Here is a 26630-nt window from a genome sequence, read left to right on the forward strand (position 1 = left end):
GCGTCCCTGTGTCGACCATGTGCGTCGTAGGGACGGGTGGGCTTGTGTGCTTGCTGTAGGCGAATGGAGTTCTCGTAGTGGGTTGAAGTTCAATGGTGCATGAGGAGCGGAGGCGCTGCCGCGTCATGCGGGCGGCTGCCGCTCTGAATTGCTGATCGAGTTGAGCGAACGCACGAAGGAAACACGCGTGAGTCAATTCGGCATGGGGATGGGGAAGATGTCATGAAAGCAAAGCAGGGGTTGATGGTGTTGGGGGTCGTACTCTCCGCGGGGTCCGCGCTCGCGGTGCCCAAGACGATGACCGAGGCGCTCCCTCAGGAGAATCGGGTCCTCCTCAAGTTGGCGGAGACGGATCAGGGCAAGAACGCGCTGAAGTTCATCCTGAGCCTGGGCACCTACCAGGATCACGCGGATCCGACGAAGTTCTATTACTCGCCCACGTTCCGGGTGTCACCCAACCCCGCGGGCGCGGCGACCGTGGTCGCGAATGATTCGGCCATCGCGCGTCGCAGCGAGATCGACACCATCAGCAAGGAAATCAGCCTGCTGTCCACCGAGGAGTTCATGGCGATCCGCAGGGCCTACTCGGTCCTCACGGCCAAGCTCCAGGATCCGAAGTTGACCCAACAAGAGCGCGATACCATCAACGCGGCTCGGACCAAGCTCGCGGCGGAGTTGGAAGCACTCAAGAACCGTGCCCAGAACAACGAGGGTGAGCTGCCCGCCTACGTGCTGGACGCCAAGTACGGTCGCATGGCGGATCTCTTCGGCCTGTCCGGGTTCCCGCTCTCGTCCGCTGACGTCAAGGACGTGTCGGTGCGCACGAAGCAGCTGGGAGATCTCAGCCAGTCCAATGGCGGTATCTTCTCCGGCAACGTCTACTCGGGCTTCACCCCGGAGGAGATCGAGTACCTGAAATTCTACAAGCAGGTCCGGGCCGACCTGGGGCTGTACCAGGTGAGCCTGGTCAAGCTCCCCATCCAGAGCATTTCGTACTTCTCGCTCGCGGAGACCATGACCGGGAGCAATGATCAACAGCGTATCGGCGTGCCGCTGTTCCGCTCCATGAAGGGCAGCGGGGATGGCTCCTCGGGGACGTACAACTTCGACCTGACGCTCGACGGTGCCGAGAAGTTCAGTTCCGCGCCCCCGCCCATCGTCGTGCCCGTGGGGCTCAAGGCCCAACTGACGGTCCGCCCGCCCGCGTTGAGGGCAAGCCTCTCGTGTGATTTCACCACGGGCTGGTCCGTCCAGGGACGAACGGACATCAAGGATGGCTTGATCATCTTCAACGATGACATCTACACCTCGATGGTGGCGAAGTCGGTGTCGGAGACGAACAAGCCGTGCCGGGTCCACGTCGAGGGGGGAGATGGCAGCGCGGCGCAGCTCGTCTACGCGCAAGCCCTGGTGGCGCTGCAAGAGCGCTTCACGAACCTGTACTTCGAGCGCGTCTCCCTCTCCTATAACGAGAAGCTGACCTACTGGGACAAGGTCCAGCAGGACATCGCGGCACACCGTCACCAGGGGGCCAACGACGGATGGTCCAGTCTCTTCGGGAGCGCGCGCACCCTCGGGTACATCGGGACGATTGTCGGGGCCTTCTCCAACGCGGCGCGCTTCTACTGGCACACCAACACCCAGAACATCCAACACCTGAACACGGTGAAGTTCGAGCAGGAAATCGTCATCGACCAGAACAAGCAGATCAACGTCGAGTTGGGGACGGCCGACATGTGTCTGGCCTGGAACCCTGGCCTGAAGCGGTACCTCGCCTGCACCGCATCGGAGTGGACCACGAGCCAGCCCGTCGAGGACGCCTATTCGGAAGCACGGGATTCCTATCTGTGCGACGAGAACGATACGACGCCGGAGTGCGCGGAGCACCGCAACCAGGACGCCCCCTTGGACGACCAGGGGAACATCGAGTCGGAGAACCCTCCTCCTCCTCCTCCGGAGGTCTCGCTTCCGGACGAAATCTGACCCACAGCTATTGAGAGTCGAATGCCGTTCAATGGCCAGCCCCCTCGAGGGCTGGCCAAGTGCTTTGTGTTGGACTCAATCTCCTTGGAGAAGAACATGCGCTTGCATTGGGTGATGGTCGCCGTGATCGCGTTTCCGGCGGCCGCCTTGGCCGCTGAACTCCCCGAATATGTCGGGAAGCTCCGGCGTACGACGACCTCGGAAAACGTCTACCGGCTGCATGTGTCGCATGCGGGAGCCGAGGTGACGGACAGTCTTTCTCCGGAGCTGAAGAACGCCTTGCAGAAGCAGTTGAATGTGTTCGCGGCGAGTGGTGTCTCCGTGCCCTCCAGCCCCCTCGTGAACATGAACGTGGACGTGCTCAATGGGCTTCAACTCGCCATCGAATTCCGTCATGTCCTGTCGCAGCAGAGGGCCTACCTGTCCTGCTTCCAGGCGTGGTACCTGTCCCTCCCGCAGGCGGACATCAACGTTCCGAACCGGACGGTCCTCGCCGGGAGCTTGAGTGAGGCCTCGGCGGAGGCCAGGCAGGAGCTCGCGATCGCCTACGCTCCGCTTTTCGCTCAATACCTCCGGCAGGAGTACGTCCAGTGCGCTCCCCGGTTCGAGAACTTCGAGATTCCGGACGACAACGGTACGTTTCTCTATACGGGCGTCACCCGCTGGCTCAATGGGACGCTCACCCCGAGCTACGCGAATTTCGCGACCTTGCTCGAGCCGAGCAAGCCCAGCTTCAATGCCGCGCGAAGCAGCACGCTCGCCCAGGTTCCGCGTCAGGAGTACCTCATCGCCTGGCTGAGCGCGGTCAAGGCGAAGGCCACCCCGCGGGACTATTTCGAGAGCTTTCCGCTCGTCACGAACGTGGAGGATGAAAACGCGAAGCCGGCCTTCCTGGCGCTGAGCGCGCTTCGTCACTGGGCGGAGAGCGACGACGTGGCGGCGTATATCGATCGAGGTGTGCTCACGAATGAACTCGCGACCGGGCTGCGTCACGTGAACGTCGTTCTGGAGGCCTGCTATCAGCTCGTCGATGGGCAGCAGGTGTACCGGTGCGGAGCCGGAGAGGATGTGGGCTCGCGTCTCGTGAGATTCACGCTGTCCAACGACGCGGTGGGGCCGTTCGGGTTTCTCGTGAAGCCGTGAAGTGTCGAGGAGGGAGCCAATCATGACGAAGAAGCGCTTGGGGCTCATCGCCGGGCCCTTGGGAATACTCGTGCTCGTCGGAATGTCCTGGAGGGACGCGTGGGTGTCCGAGCAGAACCCGCCCGCCGGGAGGGTGAAGGAGGCGCGTTCGCCGCGACAGGCCAGCAAGCCCCAGGAGGGTCAGGCGCAGCGCCCGCCGCCGTCCCGTGCGCAGGAGGCCGTGGTCCAGCGGAGGGAGGAGCCCTCGAACGAGGAGGGCCGCTTCCTGGTGTTGGGAAAGAAGCAGCAGCTCAAGCTCGAACTCGACAAGCTTCAACTTCATCGTGTCTTCGATGATGGAACCACGCAGTACACCTACGAGGGAGGGACCGTGGTCACCATCCTCCCCGACGGGGAAGTCCTCCTGCTTCCGGAGGAGATCTAGGAGACCTTGATGCGCAGCCTCATGGTTGCATTGTCGCTGAGTCTTTCGTCGATTGCCCTCGCGGAGCCCCTGGTCGTCCTCCCCAACACCCTGGTCGTGGTGGAGGAGGACGGACGGCAGTTCATTTCAGTGCGGGAGAACGGCTCGCAGATCGAGGCGAGTATTCAGTTCGTCACCAGCTGGAGCGAGTCCGTCGGTCTGCTCCGGGCGCGTCATGGGGAGGCCGTCCATGACATGGATGTGGTGAAGGTGGATGTGCTTCCCACCCGTCTCGAGTTCGCGTCGTCTTTTTTCACCCAGGACAATCCGGCGTTGGTGGACGTCCGGTTCGAGTATGGTGTGAACAGGGTGACGGTCAGGCTCCGCTTCAACAAGGACTATGACGTCCGTCAAATCCGTGAGGCGTTGACCTTCCCCGCCTCGCTGGGAAGCGTGGACGCCCGGGTCATCTGTCTCGGGTCCGTGGTGAGCCCGCAGTGCGATGCGGAAATCACGCGCATTCCGCTCCTCAACCCGCGGGCCGTACGGATGAATCCCGCGGAGAATCTGCCCAGGGCGCACTACGTCTACCTCCGGGCCTATGCCACGCAGCTCATGCTGACGGCGACCCCGTATCTCTCCGAGGCCTTCTCCAACACCGTCCGGGCGCGCTACTGGGCGGGTGGAAACTGCGAGCAGGTGGAAATCGAGTGGCATCGAGAGGCCTGTCTCATCGCACGCCGTTACTCCGGCACCTCGCAGGTCTCCCTGGGGGAGGCGATCAGGGGGTTGGGGCTGCGGCTCTACCCGGAGGAGTCCTTCGCGGACGGAGAGGGCTTCCTGGTGGAGGGCTCGCATTTCGGTCTCCGTCAGCTCAACTCGAAGTTCGATTTCGAGCGACTCCGCCAGAAGCTGGACCAGGAGTTCGTGCTCGAGAATTCCTTGCGAAACATCCGTTCCGCGCTTCCATTCGTCAATCCGGCGGAGGGCCTGCATCGCTGGCGCTTCGACATCCAGGGAAATGCCCTGTCCTGGAGGGGGCGGAAGATCGCGCTCGCGCCAGGTTCTCACATGCGGGGAGAGACCCTGCTGATGCTCTCGGCGCGCGGGCGGAAGTACCGTATCCCCGTGAGCTACAGCATCCACCTGGGCTTCACGTATGATCCCTTGGCTCGCAAGGTGACACTCGACGACGTCCACGTCCAGAACCTGAAACTCCTTGGACAGGATTGGCCAGGCCACAACCCGGTCGTTGGATACCGGAGCGATATGGAAATTTTCATCAACGGTTACTTCACATCCGCACGGGAGAAGGCAAAGATTACCAGGAGTATCGAGGTTTTCCTGACACGGCTTCAGAATGAACACACCGGGTTCGAACCTTTCCTGAATCCCTGAACTGGAGAACCGCGATCCCAAGCGAAGCGCCCACAAGGAGTGGGAGTGATGACGGGATGCTGGACTCTCCTGGTGTTGTCCCTGGGTGTCTGTCTGTCTGGGTGTGCTGAACATACCGTGAGACAGACTGGCACCGATGTCGAGGGCGGTTTTGAATCTCCAACGGGTGGAGGAGGCGGGACGGTGGATGGGGGAAGTGGGCCGGCGTGTGTGGAGCTCGACAAGGACGCGTCCTTCGAATCCGTCGTGGACAGACTCGAATCGCAAGGCCTCGTCCATGGCCGCGCGATCGCGCTCGGGTTGCTCGTGAGGGCGGGGCGGCTCGACGCGGGGATGGCGCAGTGCCCGTGAGGCACCGGGCGACTACCCGCCGCCTCGCTCCTCCAGCAGCGCCAGCCAGTCCTGGCGCGCGTCCCCGAAGGCGAGGAAGGACGGATTGGTGAGCCGCTCCTTGTTGTAGGCCAGCCGGCGGCCCTCGGTGTCCGTCACCGCGCCGCCCGCCGCTTCCAGCACGCACTGCGCCGCCGCGGTGTCCCACTCGCTGGTGGGCTGGAACCGGGGGTAGAAGTCCGCCTTGCCCTCCGCGATGAGGCAGAACTTGAGCGAGCTGCCCAGGTTGGCCGTCCTCGCGGTGGGTAGCCGCGCGAGCAGCGCCTCCACGCGCGGTCCCGCGTGATCCCGGCTCGCCACGATGACCAGCCGCTCGGGATCGGCGGGCCGCGTGTGCAGCTCCACCGGCGCCTGGCCCTCGTCCGCCCGGAAGGCACCCTGGCCCCGCCGCCCCCAGTACGTCACGCCCGAGACTGGCACATGCACCACCCCCAGCACGGGCTCCGTCCCGGAGATGAGGGCGATGTTGACGGTGAACTCGCCGCTGCCCTTGATGAACTCCTTGGTGCCATCGAGCGGATCCACCAACCAGTAGCGGCTCCACTGGCGCCGCTCGGCCAGCTCCCGCTCGTCGGATTCCTCGGACAGCACCGGCAGCTCGGGCGTCAGCCGCCGCAGGGCGTCGACGATGAGGGTGTGCGCGGCCTTGTCCGCCGCCGTGAGCGGGGAGTCGTCCGACTTGCGCTCGACGTCCAGCGGCCCTCCATGGAACCGCAGCGTGGCACGCCCCGCCTCACGCGCCACGTCGCACACCGCGACCATCAACGCTTCCTCTGTCCGGCTCATGCGCGCTCCCTCAGTCGTCCTCGCCGGAGGGCTTCACGGCGGAGGAGGGGACGAGGGGCCGGTCGAAGGACTTGTCTGGAAGCCCCTCGGACGCGGCCCGGAGCCGCTGGGCCAGCAGCTCCACCGTGGGCCCTTCCTGGAGGCTCACGGGAGGCAGGGGCACTCCCGTCTTCTCTCGCACCTGGGTCATCACCGTCATCCCGGTGCGCCAGTCGCCCCCCAGCTCGAAGAAGTTGTCGTAGATGCCTACCCCGGTGATGCCCAGCATCGACTCCCACACCTTCGCGATGGACTCCTCCACCTCGTCGCGCGGAGCCACATAGGCGGTGTCCAGGTCGGGACGGGACGCCTTGCGCGCGGCGCTCGGATCGAAGGCGGCGGGCTCGGCCCGGTGCGTGCCCTGCTCCGGGGGACTCGGCGGTGGCTGGGCCGTGGCGGGGGCGGACGGGGCTCGCGGGGTGACGGCCACCCGGGCCACGTCGCCGAGCGAGAGCACGCCGGTGAACAGCTCGGCGCCCTCGGCCGCCGTGATGGGCCGCGAGCCCAGGGGAGCCACGGTCGAGTGGAGCGCGTCCGCGTCGTCGCTGGCCCAGCCGTCCCAGTCCACACTCACCCACGGCACCGGCGAGCGCTGCGCCTGGCGCAGGGCGAACGCATCCATGAAGTTCATGGCCGCGGCATAGGCGGCGCTCGCCCCCCGCCCGTGCACCGCCGCGAGCGACGAGGCGAGCAGGCAGAAGTCGAGCGGCCGGCCTCGCAGCACCTCCTCGAGCGCGTACAGGCCACGCACCCGGCTCTGGAAGAGGACGCGCACGTCGTCGGGCGTCAGGTCCGCGAGGGAACGCGAGAGCGAGGCATTCATCGAGCCCACGCAGAACACCACTCCATGGAGCGCGCCGAAGTGGGCGAGCGTCTCCTCGAGGGCGCTCTGGAGCTGATCCCGATCCCCCACGTCCGCGCTGATCACCCGCACCTCGGCGCCCAGGGCCTCGAGTGCCCGTACATGGCGGATCCGCCGCGAGAGCGGATCGCCCGCGTCGTGGGTCGCCAGCCAGTCCTCCCAGTGGGAGCGCTCGGGCATCAAGGAGCGGCTGACGAGCACGAGCCGTGCCCGGACGTGCCGCGCGAGGGCCTCGGCGTGGCTGGAGCCCAGGGTGCCGAAGCCGCCGAGCACGAGGTAGACGCCTCGCTCGCGCGGGGACAGCGCGCCCGGCGCACGCGCGGAGGCCTGGGCGGCGGTGGGGAGCTCGATGGGCGTGAAGGCGCGCACGTGGCGCTGCTGGCCGCGGTACACGACGTCCTCACTGGACGAGGCCGCGGCGCACTCGGACAGGAGCCAGTCGGCGAGCCGGGCCTCCTGCCAGCTCCCGGGCGCCGGGAGGTTCACATCCACCGAGCGGCAGGTGACGTGCGGGGACTCGCGGGACGCGGCGCGCACGGCGCCGAGCACCGTGGCCCGTTCGGGGCAGGGGCTCTCCTCGCCCAGGGCCTGCATGCGGTGGGTGAGCACCACGAGCGACAGGGGCCGGGGCGCCTGGCGTCCGAGCGCCTGGAGCAGGAACAGGAGGGACTGGAAGCCCCCCTCCTGGGCCGGCTCGAAGGCCGCCTCCAGCTCTCCGGCGTTCCGCGGGGGAAGCAGGCTCCAGAGGTGCAGCACCCGGTCGGGCGCGAGCCCTTGGGGGAGCAGCAAGCGCAGCAGCAGATCGTAGTCCGCCGCCTCCGCGGGCTGGAGCGACCAGTGGTTCTCACCGAGCTGGGCGAGGCGGGGACCGGGGGTGAGCAGGATGACGCGCTGACCGGCCTCCTCGAGGCGCTGCTTCAGACGGGCCCCGATTCCCTCCGGTCCGGGGGGCTCGGGCAGCAGCAACCACCAGCATGCCCGGTGGATGTCCCAAGCCGCCGAGGGGGGAAGGGTGGGCCGCCACGAGGGAAGCGAGAAGCCCCCTGGCATGTCCTGCTCGGCATTCATGGTGGTGGGGGCGCGCGCTCAGGAAGCGCGGGGCAGCGTGCGGCGGGCTATTCCATCCTCCGCGTCGTCCGACTCGTAATAGAGGGTCGCCCCTCCCTCGTCGTAGACGACCAGCACGCGCTCGCTGTGATCCAGCAGGCCGGTGGCCGCCGCGGCCGCCTTGCGGACCAGCGGATCGGCTCTCAGGGGGCGCTTCTTGGTGTTGCCTGTACGTACGGACGCACTGGGCATGGGGGTTGATGACTCCTTGAACCCGCCCATCAGGGAGGGGGGTTCCGTGCTATAGCCAACGGAGGACTTCGTTGACAAGCGCTTGACATGACCCGCCTGGAAACGAGGTAAGGAAGCGGCATGAATCGCCGCCTCGTCACCGTCCTGGTGTTCACTCTCTGTCTCTGCACGACGGCGAGCGCCCAGCCCCCGCGTCCCGCCGAGCTGTCGGCCTCCGTCACTCCGCCCTGGTTTCCCCGGGCCGCCTCGCTGAGCGTGTCCCTGCGCGAGGGCGCGGTGCTGCCCGAGGCCCGCGTGCAGTGGCAGTTGCTGTTCTTTCGCAGCCGTAAGGATTCGCTCGGGCTGCTCATCGAGCCCTCGGTGGCCTTCGCCGCCGCCCGGCCTGCTTCCATCCCGGACGCCAGCGGCGCGCTCACCTCGCTCCAGCTCTACTCGCTCCTGTTCGGCGTGGGGTACACCAACCGCACCGAGTCCGGTCTGGAGTGGGGCTTCCAGGTGAGCACGGGTCCCACCTGGGCCCGGGGGCGCTTCACCACCTCGCCTGCCCGGGAGTCTGCCTGGATGGGCCTGCTGGAAGGCCGCGCGCGAATGGGCTACCGCTTCGGTGCCGTTGGCTCGGGGATTACGGTAGGGTATGGTGATCCCTACAACTACAAACGTTCGAGCCGCTCCCGGCCGTTCATCGGGGGCCTGCAACTGGGTCTGTACGCGGACTGGCGCTAGGCCCCACTGGATCCTGTGCCCCCTGGCGGGGTGAAGTGTGTACTGAAGATGCTCGAGCCTCTCAGCCTGCATATCGGCCGGTTCCATCGGGAGCGGACGGAGTACGAGCGGACGCTGCCCCCCGCGCTACTGGTGTTCACGCCCGCGATCGGGGCGGAGCGGGTGCCGGACGATGCCGACTCGGACCGTCAATTCCGCACCCTGAGCCATGTGTCCAAGCCCATGATGGGGGTGGGCGAGCCGGTGGTGTTCCCGGTGATCAAGACGCGGGAGAATGCGTTCGGCCGTGGCATTACGGTGGGACGAACGGGCAACAACGACGTGGTGCTCGAAGATGGTACGGTGTCGCGCTTCCACGCGTGGTTCCAGCGTGAGAGCCAGGGGGGCTATCTGCTCACCGACGCGGGCTCGAAGAACGGCACGTTCGTGGAGGGGGTTCGCCTGCTGCCACGGCGCGCGTGTGCCCTGAACGACGGAGCGCGCGTGCGCTTCGGTCATGTGGAGCTGACGTTCTATCTGGCCAGTGGCTTCACGAAGGTGCTCGCGCGGCGACCAGGTCCGTGAGCTTGTCAGCCCTCGCGGGGGCTTCGTAACGTAAGATGGGACCCCTCGACGAGGGAGCAGGGAGCGTTCGCGGTGCCATTGACCACAGAGGCGTTCGGCCTGACGGATGTGGGCCGGAAGCGGCAGCACAATGAAGATGCGATGCTCGTGGACGCCCCGCTTGGCCTGTTCATCGTGGCCGATGGCATGGGCGGCCACGCGGCGGGCGAAGTGGCCAGCTCGCGCGCCACCGAGGTGGTGCGCCAGCACATGGTGTCCAACCGCCATCTGCTCAAGGACCTGAGCACCAACACGAGCCAGGACGCGCGCAACGCGGCCCAGGCGCTGATGGAGGTGGCCATCCAGCGCGCGTGCGCGGACATCTTCCGCATGGCCCTGTCGGACCCGTCCAAGCGCGGCATGGGCACCACCTTCGTGTGCCTCGCGGTGAGCGGCAACAAGGGCGTCATCGGCCACGTGGGCGACTCGCGCATCTACCTGGTGCGCCATGGCCAGTGCCACCGGCTCACCGAGGATCACACCCTGGTGGCCGCCCAGCTCAAGGCCGGCACCATCACCAAGGAACAGGCCGCCACCTCCCAGTACCGCAACGTCATCACCCGCGCGGTGGGCATCCAGGAGTCCGTCCAGGTCGACACCCTCATCGTCGATCTCTTCCCGGGCGATCTCTTCCTGCTGTGCTCGGACGGCCTGCACGGCTACCTGGACGATGACGAGGTGCTGCCGCTCGTGCAGGGCTCCACCCCGGTGGACCTGCCCAAGCGCTTCGTGGATCTGGCCAACGAGCGCGGAGGCAAGGACAACATCACCGCCGTGGTGGTGAAGGTGTCCGGCGAGGGCACGCTGGAGGCGGAGACGAGCGAGGCGCAGAGCCGCATGGAGGCGCTGCGCAAGATTCCGCTCTTCCGCCACCTCACCTACAAGGAGCAGACGGCGGTGTTGTCCATCGCCACCACGCGCACCTTCCCCGCCGGCCGGGAGATCGTCGTGGAGGGCCAGCCGGGCGAGGAGCTCTTCGTCGTCATCCGCGGCCGGGTGGTCATCGAGAAGAGCGGGGTGGAGATCGCCGAGCTGCGCCCGGGCGGGCACTTCGGGGAGATGGGCCTCATCGACAACGCCCCCCGCTCGGCCACCGTGCGAGCGGTCGAGCCCACCCGCACCATGGTCATCTCCCGCTCGGATCTCATGGGGTTGATGAAGCGCGAGTCCATCCTGGCGGTGAAGATGCTCTGGAGCTTCGTGCAGGTGCTGTCGGATCGTCTGCGAGCCACCAACTCGGAGCTGAGCGAGGCCCGACAGGAACTGGCGGTGGCCCAGGCCATCCAGCCCTTCGCCGAGGAATAGGGCCCCCGGGACAACTCCGGGCCGGAATGAAAGGCCCGGAATGTCCGTTGGCAGGCCGGTCGCGGGGTGAACGTCCCCGCGCCGTCCGCCCACACCATGCGCAAATGGCTCGTCATAGGTCTGGCCTTCGCCATGCTGTCCGTGGCGGTGGCGGTGTTGTGGCCTCGGTCCGGCGTCCCGGCGTCCACCGGGAACGCGGGGGCTCCCGCGATCCGCGCGCTGCCCGAGTTCGAGCCGGTGGAGGTGTCCTCCGGCGCTTCCGAGGGGCTCACCCTCACCGGGCGGGTGTTGGATCCCTCCGGCCGGCCCGTGCCGGACGCGGAGGTGTCGCTTGCCGCGAGCGCGCAGAAGACGCTCACCTCGGTACGCTGTGACGAGTGTGGACAGGCGCTGCTGGCCTGTCCGGCGCGCGAGAGCGGCATTCACGCATGGGCCTTCTTCGAGCAGGCCCGGGGTTTTCTCCAGGCCCGGGCCAGCACGCGCACGGACGCGCAGGGCCGCTTCCGCTTCGATCATCTCGTCGGCGTGTCCTTCTCCGTGTGGGCCCGGGCCGGGGGCTTCGGTGCCGCCCTGCGCGAGCGCGCGGCCCCGGGGGAGCCGGTGGACTTGTACCTGTCCTCGCCCCGGAGCATCGGCGGGCAGGTGGTGGACGACGCGGGCCGGGGCATGCCGGGCGCCCGGGTGTACGCGGTGTCGCGCAAGGTGCCCGTGCCGTCCGAGGCGGTGACGGGTCCGGATGGCTCCTTCACCCTGTCCGGCCTGGGCGAGGGGCCCTTCTATGTCGTGGCCTCGGCCCAGGGCTTCCTGCCCTCGGTGGAGCACCAGGTGGAGGCGGGTCCGCGCCCCGTGCGCTTGCGCCTGGAGCCCTCGCGCACCCTGGAGGTGCACGTCACCCACCAGGGCCGGCCCGTGGAGGCCACGGTGCGGCTGCGGGCGGATCACCTCGCCCGTGAGGCGCGCGCCGAGCGCGGCGTGGTGCGCTTCGAGGACCTGTACCCGGACTCGCTCGTGGTGTCCGCCGAGGCGGGAGCGCTCGGGGCCGAGCCGCGCACCCTGACGCTCAGCGAGCGCCTCACGCAAGTGACGCTCGAGCTGGAAGAGGCTGGCACGCTGCTCGTCACCGTGGTGGACGAGGCCGGGCAGCCGGTGCCCTCGCCGACCCTGATGCTGCGCACCTCCCGTGGCCCCCTGCCCATCCACACGCAGAAGCCGCAAACGGGCGCGCTGGTGCAGTTCGGCCCCCTGGCCGTGGGCGACTACGTGCTGGAGGGCAAGGCCCCGGGCTACCAGGACGCGCAGCTGCCCGCTCGCGTCAAGCCGGGCGAGACGACGTTGGAGCTGGAGATGTCGCGCGCCACGCTCATCTCCGGCCAGGTGTTGGATCAGTACGGCCGGCCCGCGCCCAACGTGTCGGTGCTGGTGCAGCCCACCGGGGACGCGGTGCTCGCGGACGAGGAGGGCCACTTCTCGGCGCCCGTGCCCACGCCGGGCCTCTACGAGCTGCACGCGCACCACTCCGAGTGGGGCGGCGGACAGGTGAAGGCGACGGCTCCGGCCGAGGGCGTGAAGCTGGAGCTGGAGCCACGCGCGTCGCTGGAGGTGACGGTGACGTCCGAGGGGCGCCGGGTGGAGGGCGCGGACGTGATGTTGTGGGTGGAGAGCGAGGGCATCTTCCGCAGCGACTCCACCTCGGGCTCCGATGGCGTGGTGCCCATGCGCGGCCTGCCCTCGGGCACCTACGCGCTGGTGGCCACGCACCCGGACTACCTGCCCTCGCCCCGGCAGAGCGTGGTGGTGGAGGACGGGCAGACGCAGCGCGTGACGGTGTCGCTCGAGCCCGGGGCCGTGCTGCGCGGCGAGGTGGTGGACACCCAGGGCGCGCCCATCGCGGGCGCGACGGTGTCGGTGCTGCCCCGCGCGTCCGAGGCGGTGACGACCGATGCCCAGGGGCAGTTCGAGATGCGCGCCCTCAACCCCGGGCGTCCCTACCTCGTGGAGGCACGGCACCCGGCGTACGACCAGCGCGAGCGCGCGCAGGGCTCGGCCGGTGGCGAGCCGGTGCGGTTGGTGATGCAGGCGCGCGCCCTGTTCCGCGGCCGCGTGGTGGCCGAGGACGGCGAGCCCGTGCGCCACTTCCAGCTGGAAGAGCACGAGGTGACGAGCGCGGACGGGCGCTTCGAGGTGGCGTTGTCCGTCGTGGAGGAGCGCGTCATCGTGTCCCTGGAGGCGCCGGGCTTCGTACCGCTGACGGTGGACAAGCCGGCCCAGCCCAATGATCTGGGCGATCTGGTGCTGCAGCGAGCGGCCCAGGTGACGGGCCGGGTGCGCGACGAGGGCGGAGGGCCCGTGGCGGACGCGGTGGTGGGGTGTGACGCGTGCGATGACTCGGTGATGACGGGGCCGGATGGCAGCTTCACCCTGGCCAGTCCCTCCTTCGTGAGGAAGTTCAACGTCTCCGCGCGCAAGGGGCGCCTGAGCGCCTCGGCGCCGTTCTCGACCGAGGAGCGCCGCCCGCTGGAGCTGGTGCTCAAGCGCGCCACGCGGCTGTCTGGCACGGTGTACCAGGCCAACGGCACGCCCGCCGCGGGCCTCCAGGTCAAGGCCATCAACACGGAGCGCTCGGAGCCGCTGAGCATCGTCACCGGGCCGGATGGGCGCTACTCCGTGGACGTGGCCCCGGGCAACTACCGCTTCATGACGGGCTCGGAACACGATTTCTCCGGCCAGACCGTGCTGCTCATCCAGGTGGGGGAGGGGGAGCAGCAGGTGAACTTCGGGCCCGCTCCCGGCACGAGCCCGTTGACGGTGGTGCTGCAGCCCGGACGGGGCCGGGTGCTCTGGGTCGTCGCCGGGGACATGCGCGGGGTGACCCGTCCCCAGCAGGAGCTGAACCGGGTGCCCTACGGGCAGGTCATCTTCCAGCCGACGGGCGAGCGCGTCCTCCTGCAGGGCCTCGCTCCGGGGCGTTACACCGTCATCTGGGCGAGCCTGCACACCGAAGGAGAGCCCCCCGTGGTGCGCACGGTGGATCTGCCCTCCTCGTCGGAGGTGGTCCTCACGCCCTGAGTGAAGTGCTAGCGTCGCGGGCATGCGCCCGCCCCTCTCGCGCGTCCATGCCCTGCGGCTGCGCAACCGCTGGAAGTTCATCCTGCTGGTGACGGCGCTCGCCACCGCAGGCGCGGCGCTCTGCCAACGCCACGGCTGGCTGCGGATTCATGACGCCGAGCTCGCCGCCTATGATCAGGGGCTCACCTTCTTCACCCGCGGCCATGAGCGCTCGCGGGACGTGCTCATCGTCGGCATCGACGATCGGACGCTGCAGGGCATCCGCGACAACGCGCGCTACGTGCGCAACTACGGCGTCTATCCGTACTCGCGCAACCTGTGGGCCCGCGTCTTCGAGCACCTCATGGACGAGGGCGCCCGCGCCATCGTCTTCGACGGGGTGATGGACGAGCGGGGCACCGACGAGAGCAATGACCTGGCGCTGGTCCAGGTCCTGGAGGAGCGCGGCATTCCGCTCACCCTGGGCTTCAGCGTCAACGCGGGCCAGCCGCCCCTCCCCCGGGTGGAGCCCGTCAACCGCTTCCCCCGGCCTCCCGCCCGCGAGGGCCCGTCTCCCTCGCTCCCCGTGGCCGAGCCAGCCGCGGATCCCTTCGCCGAGCCGCAGGAGCCTCCACCGCTCGCCTCCGAGGACGTGGCGCGGGCGCTCGCGCTTGCCGTGGAACATCCCGGTCTCGGGTTGCCCCCGCTGGTCCAGAAGCCGGGTGGCAGCGGGCCCCGGCTTGTCCTCCACCCCGTGCCTCCCCTGCCCATGCTGGTGCCCACCGTGCCGGGCTTCGGGCTCGTGATGATGGAGGAGGACGCGGATGGAAAGCTGCGCCGCACGCGCTTCGCGTACTCGGATGGGGCCAATACGTACGCCACGCTGCCACTGGCCGCGGCGGTGGACTTGCTCGGCGCCGAGCGGGTGGAGCTCACGCCGGGCCGGCTGCGCCTCGGTGCCCGGGAGCTGCCCATCAACCTGGACGGCACGGCGGAGCTGGACTTCGGCGGCCCGTGGCAGGAGCGCTTCCAGGCGATCAGCGTCTACGCGGTGTTGGAGGACTGGGCACGCCGTCGGGAACATCGCGAGCGGGGCACGTCCTTCGTCCCCGTGCTCCCCGAGGGCACGTTCCGCGACAAGGTGATCGTCGTGGGCGGCCTGTCGGTGGGCACCAGCGACGTGAAGGCCACCCCCTTCCAGAGCGAGGCGCCCGGGCTCGTCAAGCAGGCGGTGGTGCTCGAGGCGCTGCTGTCCGGGGGCTTCATCACCCAGGCGCCCTTCGCGCTGTCGCTGCTGCTCACCTGCGCCGTGGCACTCCTGTCCGTGGCGCTGCTCACGCTCGCGCGCTCGCCTCTCCTGGAGATCGTCTGGCCGCTGGCGCTCTGCTTCGGTTTCTTCCTCTTCACCGGTGTGTTCCTCGAGCACGGACGGGTGCACGTGCTCAGCGCCATGCCCATCTACGCGGGCGTGTTCGCCTCCCTGGCGTCGGTGGCCGTCAACCACATGTTCGCCAACCGCGAGCGCGAGCGGCTGCGCCAGTCCTTCAACCGTTTCCTGGACAAGACGCTGGTGGATCAGCTCGTCGAGCAGCAGCGGCTGCCCTCGCTGGAAGGCGAGACGCGGGAAATCACCGCCTTCTTCTCCGACATCCGCGGCTTCTCCACCTTCAGCGAGCGCTTCAAGGACGATCCCCGGGCCCTGGTGGCGCTGCTCAACCGCTACCTCACCCGGGTGAGCTCGGTGCTCATGGCGCACGGGGCCTGCCTGGACAAGTACATCGGCGACGCGGTGGTGTGCCTCTTCGGCGCTCCCCTGGACATGGCCGACCACGCGGTGCGCGCCTGCCACGCGGCGCTCGCCGTGCGCGACGAGGTGGACGCCCTGCGCGCCGAGCTGCGCCAGGAGGGCCTGCCCGACGTCTACACCCGCATGGGCCTCAACTCCGCGGAGATGTTCGTGGGCAACTTCGGCAGCGAGCACCTGCTGGACTACACCGCCATCGGCGATGGGATGAACCTGGCCGCCCGGCTGGAGGGCGCCAACAAGGCGTACGACACGGTCATCCTCATCGGCCCGCGCACCTACGCCCTGGCGCGCGAGCACATCGAGGCGCGCGAGCTGGATTGGGTGCGGGTGGCGGGCAAGGTGGAGGTGGTCACCCTTTACGAACTGCTCGCGCGCAAGGGCGCGCTGCCCGCCGCCCGGCGAGCCACCGTGGAGCGCTACGCCGAGGCGCTCGCGCTCTACCGTGCCGCCTGCTTCGAGCAGGCGGTGCGCGTGCTGGAGGCGGCGCTCGCGGCGGACCCGGAGGACGGCCCCAGCCGGGCGCTCCTCGCGCGCTGCGCGCACCATGTGTTCCATCCCCCTGCCATGCCCTTCGAGGGCGTGACGAACCTGGAGAAGTGACGTGAGGCCCCAACGACCCTCCTTCTGGCTGGCCCTCGTGGGCCTGTCCCTCGGCGGCCCGGCCCTGGCCGGCGAGCCCGTCCGCACGCTGTACGTCAAGGCGAAGAACACCCACCTGAAGGACTCGGGCAGCCCCACCGCGGACACTCTCCGGGTGCTGCAACCGGGCCATCCGGTGAGCTACCTCGGACGCGAGGGCACCTCCTCCTGGCACCGCGTGTCGGTGGCGGCCGACAAGGGAGCGCTCGAGGGCTTCATCTACCAGGCCAACCTCTCCGCCTCGCCCCCCGCGCTGGAGGTCCTCAGCAAGGATCCGCAGAAGCCCCTGTCTCCCGAGGCCTTCGCTTCCTCGGGCGCGGCCATCAAGGCGATCGGCCCCGGCACCATCGAGTTCGGCAAGACGCTGGAGCACTCCGAGAGCGTCCAGCAGCTCATCCACCTGTCGGAGCTGGCCAGCCAGGTGCAGGACGCCGAGGTGGCCGCGTACGCCCGCGCGGCCGGGCTGCCCGAGGTGGTGGGCTCGGGCCAGGTGACTGCGCCGCGGCCGGCCAAGACCCAGAACAAGAAGCGCAAGGGGAAGAAGTGATGCGCCGCCACCTGATGCTCGTCGCCGTCTGTCTGCCGCTGTGCGGCTTCGGCTCCTGCTCCCGATTCATCCAGGCGGACCAGCAGGCCAGGCTCCGCGCGAGCGAGATGCGCCAGGAGTGCGTGGCCCTGCGCGAGCGGGTCATCACCTTCGAGGAGGAGCGCTCGTTTGGAGACGCGGTGAGCGCCCAGTGGGTGAGCGAGGGCGGGGGCCTGACCACCCGGGGCGATCCCGAGGCGCTGCATGTGCAGCTCAACAAGATTGGCAGGAACCTCGCGGCCCAATCCAGCCGGCCACACCTGCCCTGGGTGTTCGGCGTGCTCCAGTCCGAGGGCGTCAACGCGGTGAGCGGCCCGGGAGGCTACGTCTTCGTGTCCGAGGGGTTGCTCGCGCGGCTGGACAACGAGGCCCAGCTCGCGGGCGTGCTGGCGCATGAGATCGCCCACATCACGGGCAAGCACGCCCTGCACGAGTACCAGGACTATCTCGTGGGCCAGTGCGAGAACTCGGCGAAGGTCGAGGAGGGGAGCGCGTACCAGGAGGCGACGGCGCAGGCGGTCTCCAAGGCCGGGCAGCGGCTGGGACAGGGGTTCCAGAACCTGTCCCAGGTGCTTCCAGCGAGTACCTTGCGAGAGGCCTTCGCGCGGGCGGGCAGCAAGGTCAAGGGCTTCGACTTCGACGAGTCGGGCCGGGAGTTCATCCGTGCCGTCACCCGGGGCGTCATCGAGCGCATGAACCGCCAGGGCTTCCGCCAGGAGGACGAGTTCGCCGCGGATCTCCACGCGGTGGAGCTCATGGCGGCGGCCGGCTACGCGCCCGGCGAGTACGTGTCCTTCCTGGCGAAGCTGCCAGAGCGGGGAGGGCTGTCCACGCCCCATCCGGCGAAGACGGAGCGGCAGGTCCGGCTGCTCAAGCACCTGGAGCAGCTGCGAGCACAAGGGGCGGACCCCGCCTTCACCTCGCCCGTGGATCTGTCCGCCACGAAGGTCGTGCCCCTCCGGGATGAGCTGCTGAACCGACGCGCCCCCACCGCCACGCGCTGACTCCTCCGGCGCCACGGATGGGGGCGCGGGCGGACTTCGTTCAGCCCAAGGCCTTCTTGGCATTCTTGATGAGCTTTTGAAGTTTCTTGTTCTTGGGATCGAGCTGAAGAGCTTGCTCCAGATGAATCAAGGCCTCTTCTTCAGCTTCCCCCCGCTCCAGGAAGAACTCACCCAGGCGAGTCAGGGCTTCGATGTTTTTCGGATCGAGTTTGATGATTTCCCTGAAGACGATTTCGAGATCCTCGAGGATGCCGTCCAGCTCGGGATCATCCTCATCGAGATCAAGAAGTGTTTCTTCGTGGCTCGCCGCCGCCTTGAACAAACGTTCGATTTCTTTTTGCTTGGGATTGATGTCCTTGGCCATGGGGCAGGCTATATCTCGATGTGCTTGGTTGACAACGAAGAAGGGCATGGCCGGATGGGGGCCCTCGACGAGCGCTCCTGGGTCACGGATAGGTCGCGCGGAGCAGGGCGTCGCCCAGCGCTCCCAACTTCGACGCCACGCGGCGCTCGGCCCCGGCGCCACGGGCACCTTCCGGGTGCCGCGGGAGGACACTCCCAGGGGGTCCTGGTTCGCGAGAAGGTTGCGAGCCCGGGCCGTGGCGCGTAAGGAACGCGGCATGAACGCGTCGGCATTGCAGGGGCGCCGGGTGATCGTCGGAGTGGGCGGCGGCATCGCGGCTTACAAGGCGTGCGAGCTGGTGCGGGAGTTGGGCCGCGCCGGGGCTCAGGTGCGCGTGGCCATGACGGAGGCGGCCCAGCAGTTCGTCACGCCGCTCACCTTCCAGGCGCTCAGCGGCCACCCGGTGCTCACGGACTATTTCGATCCCTCGCAGGAGGGCAACTTCGGCCACCTGGACCTGGCGCGCTGGGCGGACCTGTACGTGGTGGCCCCGGCGACGGCGGACCTGATGGCGCGCATCCGCGCGGGGCTCGGCGGCGACGCGGTGACCACGTCGCTGCTCGCCTTCCGGGGTCCGGTGCTGCTCGCGCCCGCGATGAACGTGGCCATGTGGGACAACGAGCGGACCCAGGAGAACCTCGCCGCGCTGCGCGCCTCCCCCCGCTTCCATTTCGTGGGCCCGGGGGCGGGACTGCTCGCGTGCGGAGACGTGGGCGCGGGCCGGCTCGCGGACGTGGGCGACATCGTCGCGGCGGCGAAGGCCCTCTTCGCTCCGGGGCCGCTCGCGGGCCGGCGGGTGCTGCTCACCGCGGGGCCCACGCGCGAGTACCTGGACCCCGTGCGCTTCATCTCCAACCCCTCGACGGGGAAGATGGGGCTGGCGGTGGCGCAGGCGGCGCGGAGCCTCGGGGCGCACGTCACGGTGGTGCTCGGTCCGGTGGGCGCGGTGGATCGGACGGGCCTGGAGGTGGTGGACGTGGTGGGCGCGGAGGACATGGCGCGCGAGGTGCTCGCCCGGGTGGAGGACGTGGACCTCTTCATCGCGTCCGCGGCGGTGAGCGACTGGAAGCCCCAGACGCGCGCGGAGCACAAGGTGAAGAAGACCGAGGGGCCGGAGACGCTGACGCTGGTGCGCACGCCAGACGTGCTCGCCGAGGCCTCGCGGCGGGTGGCGGGGCGCGAGCGCAGGCCCGCGCTGGTGGGCTTCGCGGCGGAGACGCAGCGGGTGGTGGAGTACGCGCGTCAGAAGCTCGAGCGCAAGGGGCTGGACGCCATCGTGGCCAATGACGTCACCGCGCCGGGCGCGGGCTTCGGCGTGGACACCAACCAGGTGACGGTGCTCACCCGCGACGGGGGGGAGCACGCGCTGTCCGGCACCAAGCACGAGGTGGCTCGCGCCCTGTTGGAACTGGTGCGCGGCTACCTGCCCGCGCTGCCTCAGTAGGCGCTCCAGCCTCCGTCCGCCGTCACGACCGTGCCGTTGACGAAGGACGACTCCTCCGAGGCGAGGAACAGGGCGACCCGCGCCACCTCGTCCGGATGGGAGTTGCGGACATTGAGCGCCAGGCCGGGCCCCATCCGCTCCATCACCGCCGCGGGCACCTTGCTCATGTCCAGGCCGGCGGCGATGTTGGTCAGCATGCCTCCGGGGGCGATGGCGTTACAGCGGATGCCGGCCTTGGCGTAGAAGAACCCGGTGTTCTTGGTGAGGCCGATCACCGCGTGCTTGCTCGCGGTGTAGGCCGCTCCGGCGCGTGCGCCCTGCAGGCCTCCCACGGACGCGATGTTGATGATGTTGCCCGACTTCTTCTCGGCCATGATGCGCAGGGCGCTCCTCATGGCGCGGAAGGGCGCCGTCAGGTTGATGCTCATGAGGCGCTCCCACATCGCGTCCGTCACGTCACCCACCGGGCTGAAGTCATCCATGACGCCCGCGTTGTTCACCAGGATGTCCAGGGTGCCGTGGGTGCTCAGGGTCGTCTCGAACATCTTGTCGAGGTCCGCCTGCTGGGAGATGTCGACACGCAGCGGTGTCACGACTCCGCCCGCGTCCCGGATTTCCGCGGACAGGGACTCGAGCCCCGCCGGGTTGATGTCGGTGGCGACCACGCGGCTGCCTTCGGCGGCGAAGAGCCGGGCGATGGAGCGGCCCAGGCCCGAGGCCGCGCCCGTGACGATGGAGACCTTGCCTTCGAGTTTCTTCATGGAGGAGTTCCTTGAGGAGGAGGGTTCAGGACAACGACTGGATGCGGACTGTGCACTGCATGGGCTTGTGGTTCACTCGCCTGGGTCACCGCCGGGCGGAGACAGGGGCCAGCCACACGCCGACGAGCGCGTCGACCAGTCCGGCCGCGGTGGCTTCCCACGTCGAGCGGGGCGGGGCGGTGCCCTCGTGCAGCGCCCGTTCCCGCTCGGCGCACATGTGCACGATCATCAACCGGCTCATGTAGCCGCGCTCCTGCCGCACCTCCTCGGGCAGACGTGGCACCAGCCGGAACATGCCCTCGGAGGTCTGCTGCATCGAACTCGAGGAGAGCGCCTCGTTGATCACGAGATCCCGGAAGGAGGGATGGGTCGTCACCTGGGCGATGAACCGCGCGTACCAGGAGGGGCTGCCCAGCGAGGCGAGGTGCTCGGTGGTCGGCCGCACGAGGCAGGATGCCCAGTCGCGCAGGTCGGGCGAGCCGGAGATCTCCGCGAGCAGCTCGGTCCGCCGCCGCTCGATCGACTCGGAGTGCCGGCGCACGATCGCCACCACGAGCTCTTCCTTGGAGCCGAAGTGGTAGCCGACGGCGAAGTTGTTGGACTGGCCGGCCGCCTCGCTCACCTGGCGATTGGAGACGGCCTCCACGCCGTGCTCGGCGAACAGCCGCTCCGCGGTGACGAGGATCAGTTCGCGGGTCTCACTGCCCCGGTCGGATTTGCTCGGACTCACCCGCGCACCCGGACCTTTTCCAGGCCCCCGTGGAGGAGCCCCTCGCGGCGGAGCGGCGCCTCGGCCCCTTCCTCGGGCGGCGCCAGCGGGGTGGGCGCTCGCAACGGATGGACCTGCTGGCTGTCGTCGGCACTCATCATGACCTCCGGAGAGTGACCCGTCCTCGAGCCCTCGCGAGGAGGATTAAGTCAAACGACTGATGAAGTCAATTGACTTAAATGCGCGCCTGACGTGCGACAGGCGGGCCTGGAGGCCGGCGTTGAACGGTCAGCCCTGGCTCGGGACGATTGAGTCAATGTCTGGTTACAGCGCGCTCTTCACCAGCCGGTGCTCCTGCCCTCGGCCATTCCCCAGAGCATCAACATCTGGGCCACGGGGGGAGCGGGGCAATCGCCAGGCCTCGGCGGTGGCTGACGGCGCGCGGGTGTGCGCCTTTCCGCGCTCCGGGCTGTCTCAGGCGCCACGCTCGTCTCTGGCGGCTTCGGCGCCGCCCCCGCTTGGGGGCGCTGCCCGCGGCCCCTTCCGCCCGGCCCCTGGCGTGAGGCGCCGCCGCAGCACCCCGTCCGCGGCGAGCAGCACGAGCAGCGTGCCCAGGCTCACCCCGGTGCCCACCGCCAGCCCGGGCGTGCGGTAGCGGAAGACCACCTGATGCTCCCCCGGGGGCACCGCCACCGCGCGCACTGCCCCATTGGCGGGCAGGATGGGCACCGGCTCCCCGTCCACGCTCGCCGTCCACCCCCCGTAGTAGGCGTCGTTGAGCACCAGCACCTCCCCGCCCCGCGCCCGCACCTCCACCTCCACCCGCTCCGGCGCGAACCGGGCGGCGGTGACCTCGCCCCGGGGCGCCTCCAGCGGCGGCTCGGGCAGGGGCGCCGCGCACTCCACCACCACCTCGCGCGGCGCCTGGACGCCGCCGAGCCGCCGCAGCGCCTCCCGCGGACCCGCCACACAGCGCGGGTGGGCGAGGTACGCGCGCGGCAGCGCGTTCGGGTCCTCCACCAGCCACAGCCCGAAGGCGTCCAGCCGCTCCAGCACCCGGAGCGGTTCCGCCGCCAGTTGCGCGGTGACCTCGCTCGAGAGGATGAAGTAGCGCGTGTGGAACAGGCCCGCGGTGTGCCGCACCCAGGAGTTCGTCTCCGCCTGCACGTCCGCCACCCTCCGCGACACGGCGGGCATGTACGCGGTCGAGCTCTCCAGGCCGAAGAGCGCTGGCACGAGCGGCATCAGCGAGGCCCCCATGATGAGCGCGTTCGTCTCCGCCAGGGTGGGCAGCGGCAAGGGGCGCGGCGCGTAGTAGAGGCCCGTCAGCCGGTACACCCGCGGCGGCGGCCCGACCTGCTCGCGCAGCTCCTGCTGGATGCGCAGGACGAAGGGCGTCGGCTCGTCGAACAGCTCCGGCTCCCCCACCTTGTAGATGTCGCCATTGGCCAGCAGCAGCCCTCCGAAGCCCACGACCCCCACGAGCCCGGCCCGCGCCTCCGCCGAGCGCACCGCGCCGAGGATGCCCCCCAACGCGAGCAGGCTCCCGCCCGCCAGCCCACAACCCAGCACGAAGTGCTCGCCGATGCGCCGCTGGGCCTCGGGCCACGGCGGCCCCATCCACAGGCCGGACAACATCCCCTCGGAGAACACGTGGCCGAGCCACTCCGCGCCGCCCACCGCGAGCACCAGTCCGCCCAGCCCGAGCGCGCCGCGCCCCATCCGGCGCCGGACGTCGGGCGCGTGCTCCAGCCGCTCCCACCCCACGCCCGCCGCCAGGCACACCGCGAAGGTGACGAACGTCATCAGCTTCTCGGGGTAGCGGAAGGCCCGCCACGGCGGCACCCAGTCGAACACCCAGCCGTAGAGCGGCGTGTGCTTGCCGAGCGCCAGCAGCACCGCCCCCAGGGCGGCGGCGAGCAGCAAGGCCGCGCGTGGCCCCCGCACCCGGACCACCGCCACGCCCGCCATCACGAGCGCGGGCGTGCCGAGATAGAACGAGTCCGCCCACAGCTCGGTCCTCGACGTGGACAGCAGCCACGCACTGATGGCCACCTGGACCTGCTCGCCGGACTCACCCGCGAACAGGGGCCCGAGCAGCAGCTCCACCAGCCGCACGGGATGGACGGACCACTCCGTCGCCTGCGCCAGCGTCTGATTCGAGGCGCGCACTTCACCCAGCCCCGCCAGCGTCGGGAGGATCTGCACCGCGCACAGCAGCAGGGAGACGATCCCCACCCCCAGCATTCCCAGCAACGCGCGGGGCGTGCCGCCAGACGCCGGGCGGCTCACGCTCCACAGCAGTGCCCCGCCCAGACAGACCGCGTAGCCCTGCACGTCGCCGGCGAGCAGCACGAGCCCGAGCAGCACGGCGACCCCGAGCCCCCGTCCCACCGAGGGCGCCCTGAGCAAGCCCTCCAGCGCCCAGAACACCCAGGGCACGGTGACGGCCGCCAGGAGGTACAGGGTGTTGTTGGTGATGCTGACGAGGTAGCCACTGAAGGAGTAGCTCATCGCCGCGAGCAGCGCGGCCCCGAGCCCCCACCCGAGCCGCCGCCCCAGCGCGCTCATGCCGAGGAACGCCACGGGGAAGCACAGCAGCATGAGCCACTTGAGGCCCTGTGCCCCGGGCAGCACCAGCGACAGCACCTGGGCCGGGTGGAAGGCTCCGGAGACGACCATGCCCACGTAGGGCTGCCCGAGCCCATCGAAGGGATACCACTGGGGAAATTCCCCCCCGAGCACCCGCTCGCGCCAGTATTCCCACAGTGGGACATAGACCTGCTGCACGTCGCGCAGGAAGAAGACGTTGGCGGAGAAGACCGCCCGATGGAAGAAGAGGAAGGTGAGTCCCACGCTCAGGGTGGGGACGAGCCATCGGGGCGGGGGCGCTTCGGACCGGGGGGGCTCTGGGGAGACGGAGGACATGGGCTCCAGGTCGCACGGGCGGAGAGGGCGGGGGACTCTACCGGACAACTTCCGGTGGCGAACACCTCTGACGGCGGTGCGGTGCACCACGCCGCCGACGTCCCGGGCCTCAGCGATTCAGCGCCGTGAAGAGCAGGAGGAAAGCGGCGGTGGACGCGATCAGCGTCACCAGGATGGGGACGGTACGCAGTGCCAGCGTCAACACGCCCAGGATCCCCAGCCCCAACAGCGCCGGGCCGGGCGCCGCCGCTATCTCGCTGCTCGCGGAGAAGATGGCCAGGTTGATCAGCAGGGGAGCAACACCCTCCTTGGCCAGCGCCAGCAGGGCGAACTGGCCGCTCCCCGTGAAGCCTCCCACGCTGAGCGCGAAGACTTCCACAACCATCCGCGCGCACACGTGGCATGGCTCCGACGGGCCCGCGGCGTCCGCGCACGACCTGGCCATTGTCGGTGAGCACCGTGAGGCCAGGGCAATCGAAGTCCCAGATGTGCAGCGGCAGGACGCTGATCTCTCCCGAGGGGGGCGAGCTGCTGGCCGCCCCAGTTGAGCAATCCCGCCTGCTCGTTCCACAAGTAGCGCTCGTCGAGATGTTCGAGCCTGGCTCGCGTGCCGTACCGCTCGTCGACGAACTCCAGATAGGCGGAGGCCTCTCCCAGTGCGAAGAACCGGTCCGTGAAGCGCTGCTGCTCTTCCGGGTCGGTATCCTCGACGATCTTCAGGAAGCGGGGGATCATGTCCCATGAGGTGGGCGTCGAGTTGCAGGCCATGGCGAGTAACTTGCGCCGACTGCCCAACTCCTCGGCGCGCGGAGACTGGAAGAACGCATTGGGGGAGATCACCAGGATGTGCGCATGCTCCGGGATTTTCTTCGCGAGCAATTCACTGAACCGATCCCCATTTTTCTGGCTGATGAACTCCCTGTTTGTCACAAGACAGAAGGTGGCATCTTCTGGATCGCCGAACTGACGAATCCGGGCTGGAGAGATGGAGGCTGGCTTCATGAAGAGTTCCTTTCTTGCGACGGTTCTTCATGACGGCCTCCTGGTTGGTGGTTCGGGCTCGGGCTCCTCCGGTAGGGAGGATTTGGAAAACCGGCCCAAATGGATGGAGAGCCGAGTCTGGCTTTGTGACGGGCTTCCAGTTCGCGGGCAGCCAGGGCCACGCCGACGGTCGCCTTCGCCGAGCCCCGGGTCTTGTCCGTCCGTGGGGAAGCAAGCGGCCAGGCGCCGCCGGAGTTGCTGCCCGGGGACGTGCGTGCGTTCTTCCGCACCCCCCGAGCGCCTGAACCTCAGAAGACCGCGATGGGGTTGACGGGAGAGCCCGTGCCGCCTTCCACGTTCAGGGGGGCGATGCCGAGGAAGAAGTCATGGCGCTTGCGCTCGGCGGCGGCCTTGCTCAGTGCCTCGGGGTCGGCGTTGTCGATGACGTGGATGCCCAGGCTGTTGATCAGCATCAAATGCACCGGAAGAAAGGAGCCCTCCACGCCGGAGGGAATCACATCCAGACCGACATCCGTGGCGACGACGGCGACCCCCCGCTTCTTGAACCAGTCGGCGGTGGAGGCGTGCAGTCCCGCGGACTGCTTCGACACATCCCAGGGGCCCACGGCGGCGCGGCGGGCCCAGCGGCCCGTGCGGATGATGACGGCGTCACCACTGGACACGCGGACCTTCGTCTTCTTCTCCCAGGCCTCGAGATCCTTCGCGTGGATGGCGGTGCCTGGCTCCAGGTAGGGGACGCCTTGGAGGACAGGCAGGTCGATGAGCACTCCGCGCGTCAGGAGCCCTTCCTTGAGCGCGCTCACGGCGAGCGTGGCGCAACCTTTCGCGGTGACGAGCTTCTGGTCGTACCCGTTGAACATCTTGCCCTGATGGAAGACGTGGCAGAGCGCATCGAGGTGGGTGTGCGAGAAGCCATGAAACCCGATGGACAGGGAGTCGGCGCTGTACGTGGAGTCCGGGGACTCCCCCGTGAAGAGCATGTCGTGGCCGAGCGGGTACGGGACATCCTCGGCCTTCTGGGTCTCCAGCGGATGCGCGAGGGAGACGGAGACGCCTTCCCGGACGAGCCGTGCGGCGTCCTTGCGCTTGGCGGCGGAGATCAGGTTCGCGGCGCCGAGCTGATCCTCGGGACCCCAGCGCTGCCAGTTCCGGTTCTTCTCCATCCAGGTGTCGATGTCCTTCGCGGTCGCGAAGGGCGTGGCGACGGCGCTGTTCTGGGCCGCGCTCGGCAGCGTCCACAGCAGTGCGCCCGTGAGGACAACGGTCTTGAGCAGGTTCATGGCGCCCTGATAACGCCCGGAAGGACGGTTGCCCACTGAGAATGCAGCCGCATCGGGTCCACCACTCATGGGCACGACGCAAGGGGAC

At 68.9% G+C, this 26630-nt stretch carries 25 protein-coding genes; 15 read left to right on the top strand and 10 right to left on the bottom strand.

Going from position 1 to position 26630, the window contains the following annotated elements; translation table 11 throughout:
- The first annotated feature begins 222 nt into the window (after window positions 1–222).
- The 5 genes from D187_RS39220 to D187_RS55950 all read left to right on the top strand — a co-directional run bounded on the left by D187_RS39220 (window position 223) and on the right by D187_RS55950 (window position 5278).
- Complete coding sequence (locus D187_RS39220) at window positions 223–1983, top strand: hypothetical protein (RefSeq protein WP_002623877.1); 1761 nt, start codon at window positions 223–225, stop codon at window positions 1981–1983.
- A gap of 96 nt (window positions 1984–2079) precedes the next feature.
- Complete coding sequence (locus D187_RS39225; protein WP_155893907.1) at window positions 2080–3126, top strand: hypothetical protein; 1047 nt, start codon at window positions 2080–2082, stop codon at window positions 3124–3126.
- Window positions 3127–3148: 22 nt separating this feature from the next.
- Window positions 3149–3550: a hypothetical protein gene (locus D187_RS39230; RefSeq protein ID WP_002623875.1), complete on the top strand. Its 402-nt coding sequence runs from the start codon at window positions 3149–3151 to the stop codon at window positions 3548–3550.
- A gap of 9 nt (window positions 3551–3559) precedes the next feature.
- Window positions 3560–4927 carry a hypothetical protein gene (locus tag D187_RS39235; protein ID WP_002623874.1) on the top strand — a complete coding sequence of 456 codons (1368 nt, stop codon included), beginning with the start codon at window positions 3560–3562 and terminating at the stop codon, window positions 4925–4927.
- Window positions 4928–5110: 183 nt separating this feature from the next.
- Window positions 5111–5278, top strand: a complete 168-nt coding sequence (locus tag D187_RS55950) for a hypothetical protein (protein WP_155893908.1) — start codon at window positions 5111–5113, stop codon at window positions 5276–5278.
- Window positions 5279–5290: 12 nt separating this feature from the next.
- Here the strand turns inward: D187_RS55950 and cysQ are convergent, their stop codons facing one another.
- From cysQ to D187_RS39250, 3 genes are read right to left on the bottom strand one after another with little or no spacing between them, the layout of a single operon-like run.
- Window positions 5291–6103, bottom strand: a complete 813-nt coding sequence (gene cysQ / locus D187_RS39240; protein ID WP_020918579.1) for a 3'(2'),5'-bisphosphate nucleotidase CysQ — start codon at window positions 6101–6103, stop codon at window positions 5291–5293.
- Between the two features lie 10 nt (window positions 6104–6113).
- Complete coding sequence (locus D187_RS39245) at window positions 6114–8072, bottom strand: SDR family NAD(P)-dependent oxidoreductase (RefSeq protein WP_002623871.1); 1959 nt, start codon at window positions 8070–8072, stop codon at window positions 6114–6116.
- An 18-nt stretch (window positions 8073–8090) separates the two neighbouring features.
- Window positions 8091–8303 carry a hypothetical protein gene (locus D187_RS39250; protein WP_002623870.1) on the bottom strand — a complete coding sequence of 71 codons (213 nt, stop codon included), beginning with the start codon at window positions 8301–8303 and terminating at the stop codon, window positions 8091–8093.
- A 120-nt stretch (window positions 8304–8423) separates the two neighbouring features.
- Here D187_RS39250 and D187_RS39255 point away from each other — a divergent pair, with 120 nt between their 5' ends.
- The 7 genes from D187_RS39255 to D187_RS39285 all read left to right on the top strand — a co-directional run bounded on the left by D187_RS39255 (window position 8424) and on the right by D187_RS39285 (window position 18015).
- On the top strand, window positions 8424–9026 hold the full coding sequence (locus tag D187_RS39255) for a hypothetical protein (protein WP_002623869.1): 603 nt from the start codon (window positions 8424–8426) through the stop codon (window positions 9024–9026).
- Between the two features lie 48 nt (window positions 9027–9074).
- Window positions 9075–9590: an FHA domain-containing protein gene (locus D187_RS39260; RefSeq protein WP_002623868.1), complete on the top strand. Its 516-nt coding sequence runs from the start codon at window positions 9075–9077 to the stop codon at window positions 9588–9590.
- 72 nt (window positions 9591–9662) lie between these two features.
- Complete coding sequence (locus tag D187_RS39265) at window positions 9663–10934, top strand: Stp1/IreP family PP2C-type Ser/Thr phosphatase (RefSeq protein WP_043433722.1); 1272 nt, start codon at window positions 9663–9665, stop codon at window positions 10932–10934.
- Window positions 10935–11030: 96 nt separating this feature from the next.
- On the top strand, window positions 11031–14000 hold the full coding sequence (locus D187_RS39270) for a carboxypeptidase regulatory-like domain-containing protein (RefSeq protein ID WP_043433934.1): 2970 nt from the start codon (window positions 11031–11033) through the stop codon (window positions 13998–14000).
- Window positions 14001–14022: 22 nt separating this feature from the next.
- Window positions 14023–16386 (top strand): adenylate/guanylate cyclase domain-containing protein, encoded by a 2364-nt coding sequence (locus D187_RS39275; RefSeq protein WP_002623865.1) that lies wholly within the window; start codon window positions 14023–14025, stop codon window positions 16384–16386.
- A gap of 1 nt (window position 16387) precedes the next feature.
- Window positions 16388–16972: a hypothetical protein gene (locus D187_RS39280; protein WP_002623864.1), complete on the top strand. Its 585-nt coding sequence runs from the start codon at window positions 16388–16390 to the stop codon at window positions 16970–16972.
- Window positions 16972–18015, top strand: a complete 1044-nt coding sequence (locus D187_RS39285) for a M48 family metalloprotease (RefSeq protein ID WP_002623863.1) — start codon at window positions 16972–16974, stop codon at window positions 18013–18015. Before D187_RS39280 ends, D187_RS39285 begins: the two co-directional genes overlap by 1 nt.
- Window positions 18016–18055: 40 nt before the next feature.
- Here D187_RS39285 and D187_RS39290 read toward each other — a convergent pair whose 3' ends face one another.
- On the bottom strand, window positions 18056–18379 hold the full coding sequence (locus tag D187_RS39290) for a hypothetical protein (RefSeq protein ID WP_002623862.1): 324 nt from the start codon (window positions 18377–18379) through the stop codon (window positions 18056–18058).
- Window positions 18380–18635: 256 nt separating this feature from the next.
- Here D187_RS39290 and coaBC point away from each other — a divergent pair, with 256 nt between their 5' ends.
- Complete coding sequence (gene coaBC, locus D187_RS39295; RefSeq protein ID WP_002623861.1) at window positions 18636–19862, top strand: bifunctional phosphopantothenoylcysteine decarboxylase/phosphopantothenate--cysteine ligase CoaBC; 1227 nt, start codon at window positions 18636–18638, stop codon at window positions 19860–19862.
- Here coaBC and D187_RS39300 read toward each other — a convergent pair.
- From D187_RS39300 to D187_RS39315, 5 genes are all read right to left on the bottom strand, one after another.
- Window positions 19856–20623 carry an SDR family oxidoreductase gene (locus D187_RS39300; protein ID WP_002623860.1) on the bottom strand — a complete coding sequence of 256 codons (768 nt, stop codon included), beginning with the start codon at window positions 20621–20623 and terminating at the stop codon, window positions 19856–19858. The genes coaBC and D187_RS39300 overlap by 7 nt on opposite strands.
- An 85-nt stretch (window positions 20624–20708) precedes the next feature.
- Window positions 20709–21353, bottom strand: a complete 645-nt coding sequence (locus D187_RS39305; protein WP_002623859.1) for a TetR/AcrR family transcriptional regulator — start codon at window positions 21351–21353, stop codon at window positions 20709–20711.
- Complete coding sequence (locus D187_RS55955) at window positions 21350–21493, bottom strand: hypothetical protein (protein ID WP_155893909.1); 144 nt, start codon at window positions 21491–21493, stop codon at window positions 21350–21352. Before D187_RS55955 ends, D187_RS39305 begins: the two co-directional genes overlap by 4 nt.
- A gap of 313 nt (window positions 21494–21806) precedes the next feature.
- Entirely contained in the window at window positions 21807–24260 is a 2454-nt protein-coding gene (locus D187_RS39310; RefSeq protein ID WP_043433724.1) for a YfhO family protein, read from the bottom strand.
- 109 nt (window positions 24261–24369) lie between these two features.
- Entirely contained in the window at window positions 24370–24645 is a 276-nt protein-coding gene (locus D187_RS39315; RefSeq protein WP_043433726.1) for a hypothetical protein, read from the bottom strand.
- 101 nt (window positions 24646–24746) lie between these two features.
- Here D187_RS39315 and D187_RS56555 point away from each other — a divergent pair, with 101 nt between their 5' ends.
- Both D187_RS56555 and D187_RS56560 read left to right on the top strand, forming a co-directional pair.
- A complete protein-coding gene (locus tag D187_RS56555; RefSeq protein WP_043433728.1) occupies window positions 24747–25004 on the top strand; it encodes a hypothetical protein in 258 nt (85 codons plus the stop codon).
- Between the two features lie 108 nt (window positions 25005–25112).
- Window positions 25113–25295, top strand: coding sequence for a hypothetical protein (locus D187_RS56560; protein ID WP_020918580.1), 183 nt, complete (start codon window positions 25113–25115; stop codon window positions 25293–25295).
- Between the two features lie 254 nt (window positions 25296–25549).
- Here the strand turns inward: D187_RS56560 and D187_RS39325 are convergent, their stop codons facing one another.
- A complete protein-coding gene (locus D187_RS39325) occupies window positions 25550–26542 on the bottom strand; it encodes a cyclase family protein (RefSeq protein ID WP_020918581.1) in 993 nt (330 codons plus the stop codon).
- Between the last annotated feature and the right edge of the window lie 88 nt (window positions 26543–26630).

The organism is Cystobacter fuscus DSM 2262 (assembly GCF_000335475.2).
GTDB classification, from domain to species: Bacteria; Myxococcota; Myxococcia; order Myxococcales; family Myxococcaceae; genus Cystobacter; species Cystobacter fuscus.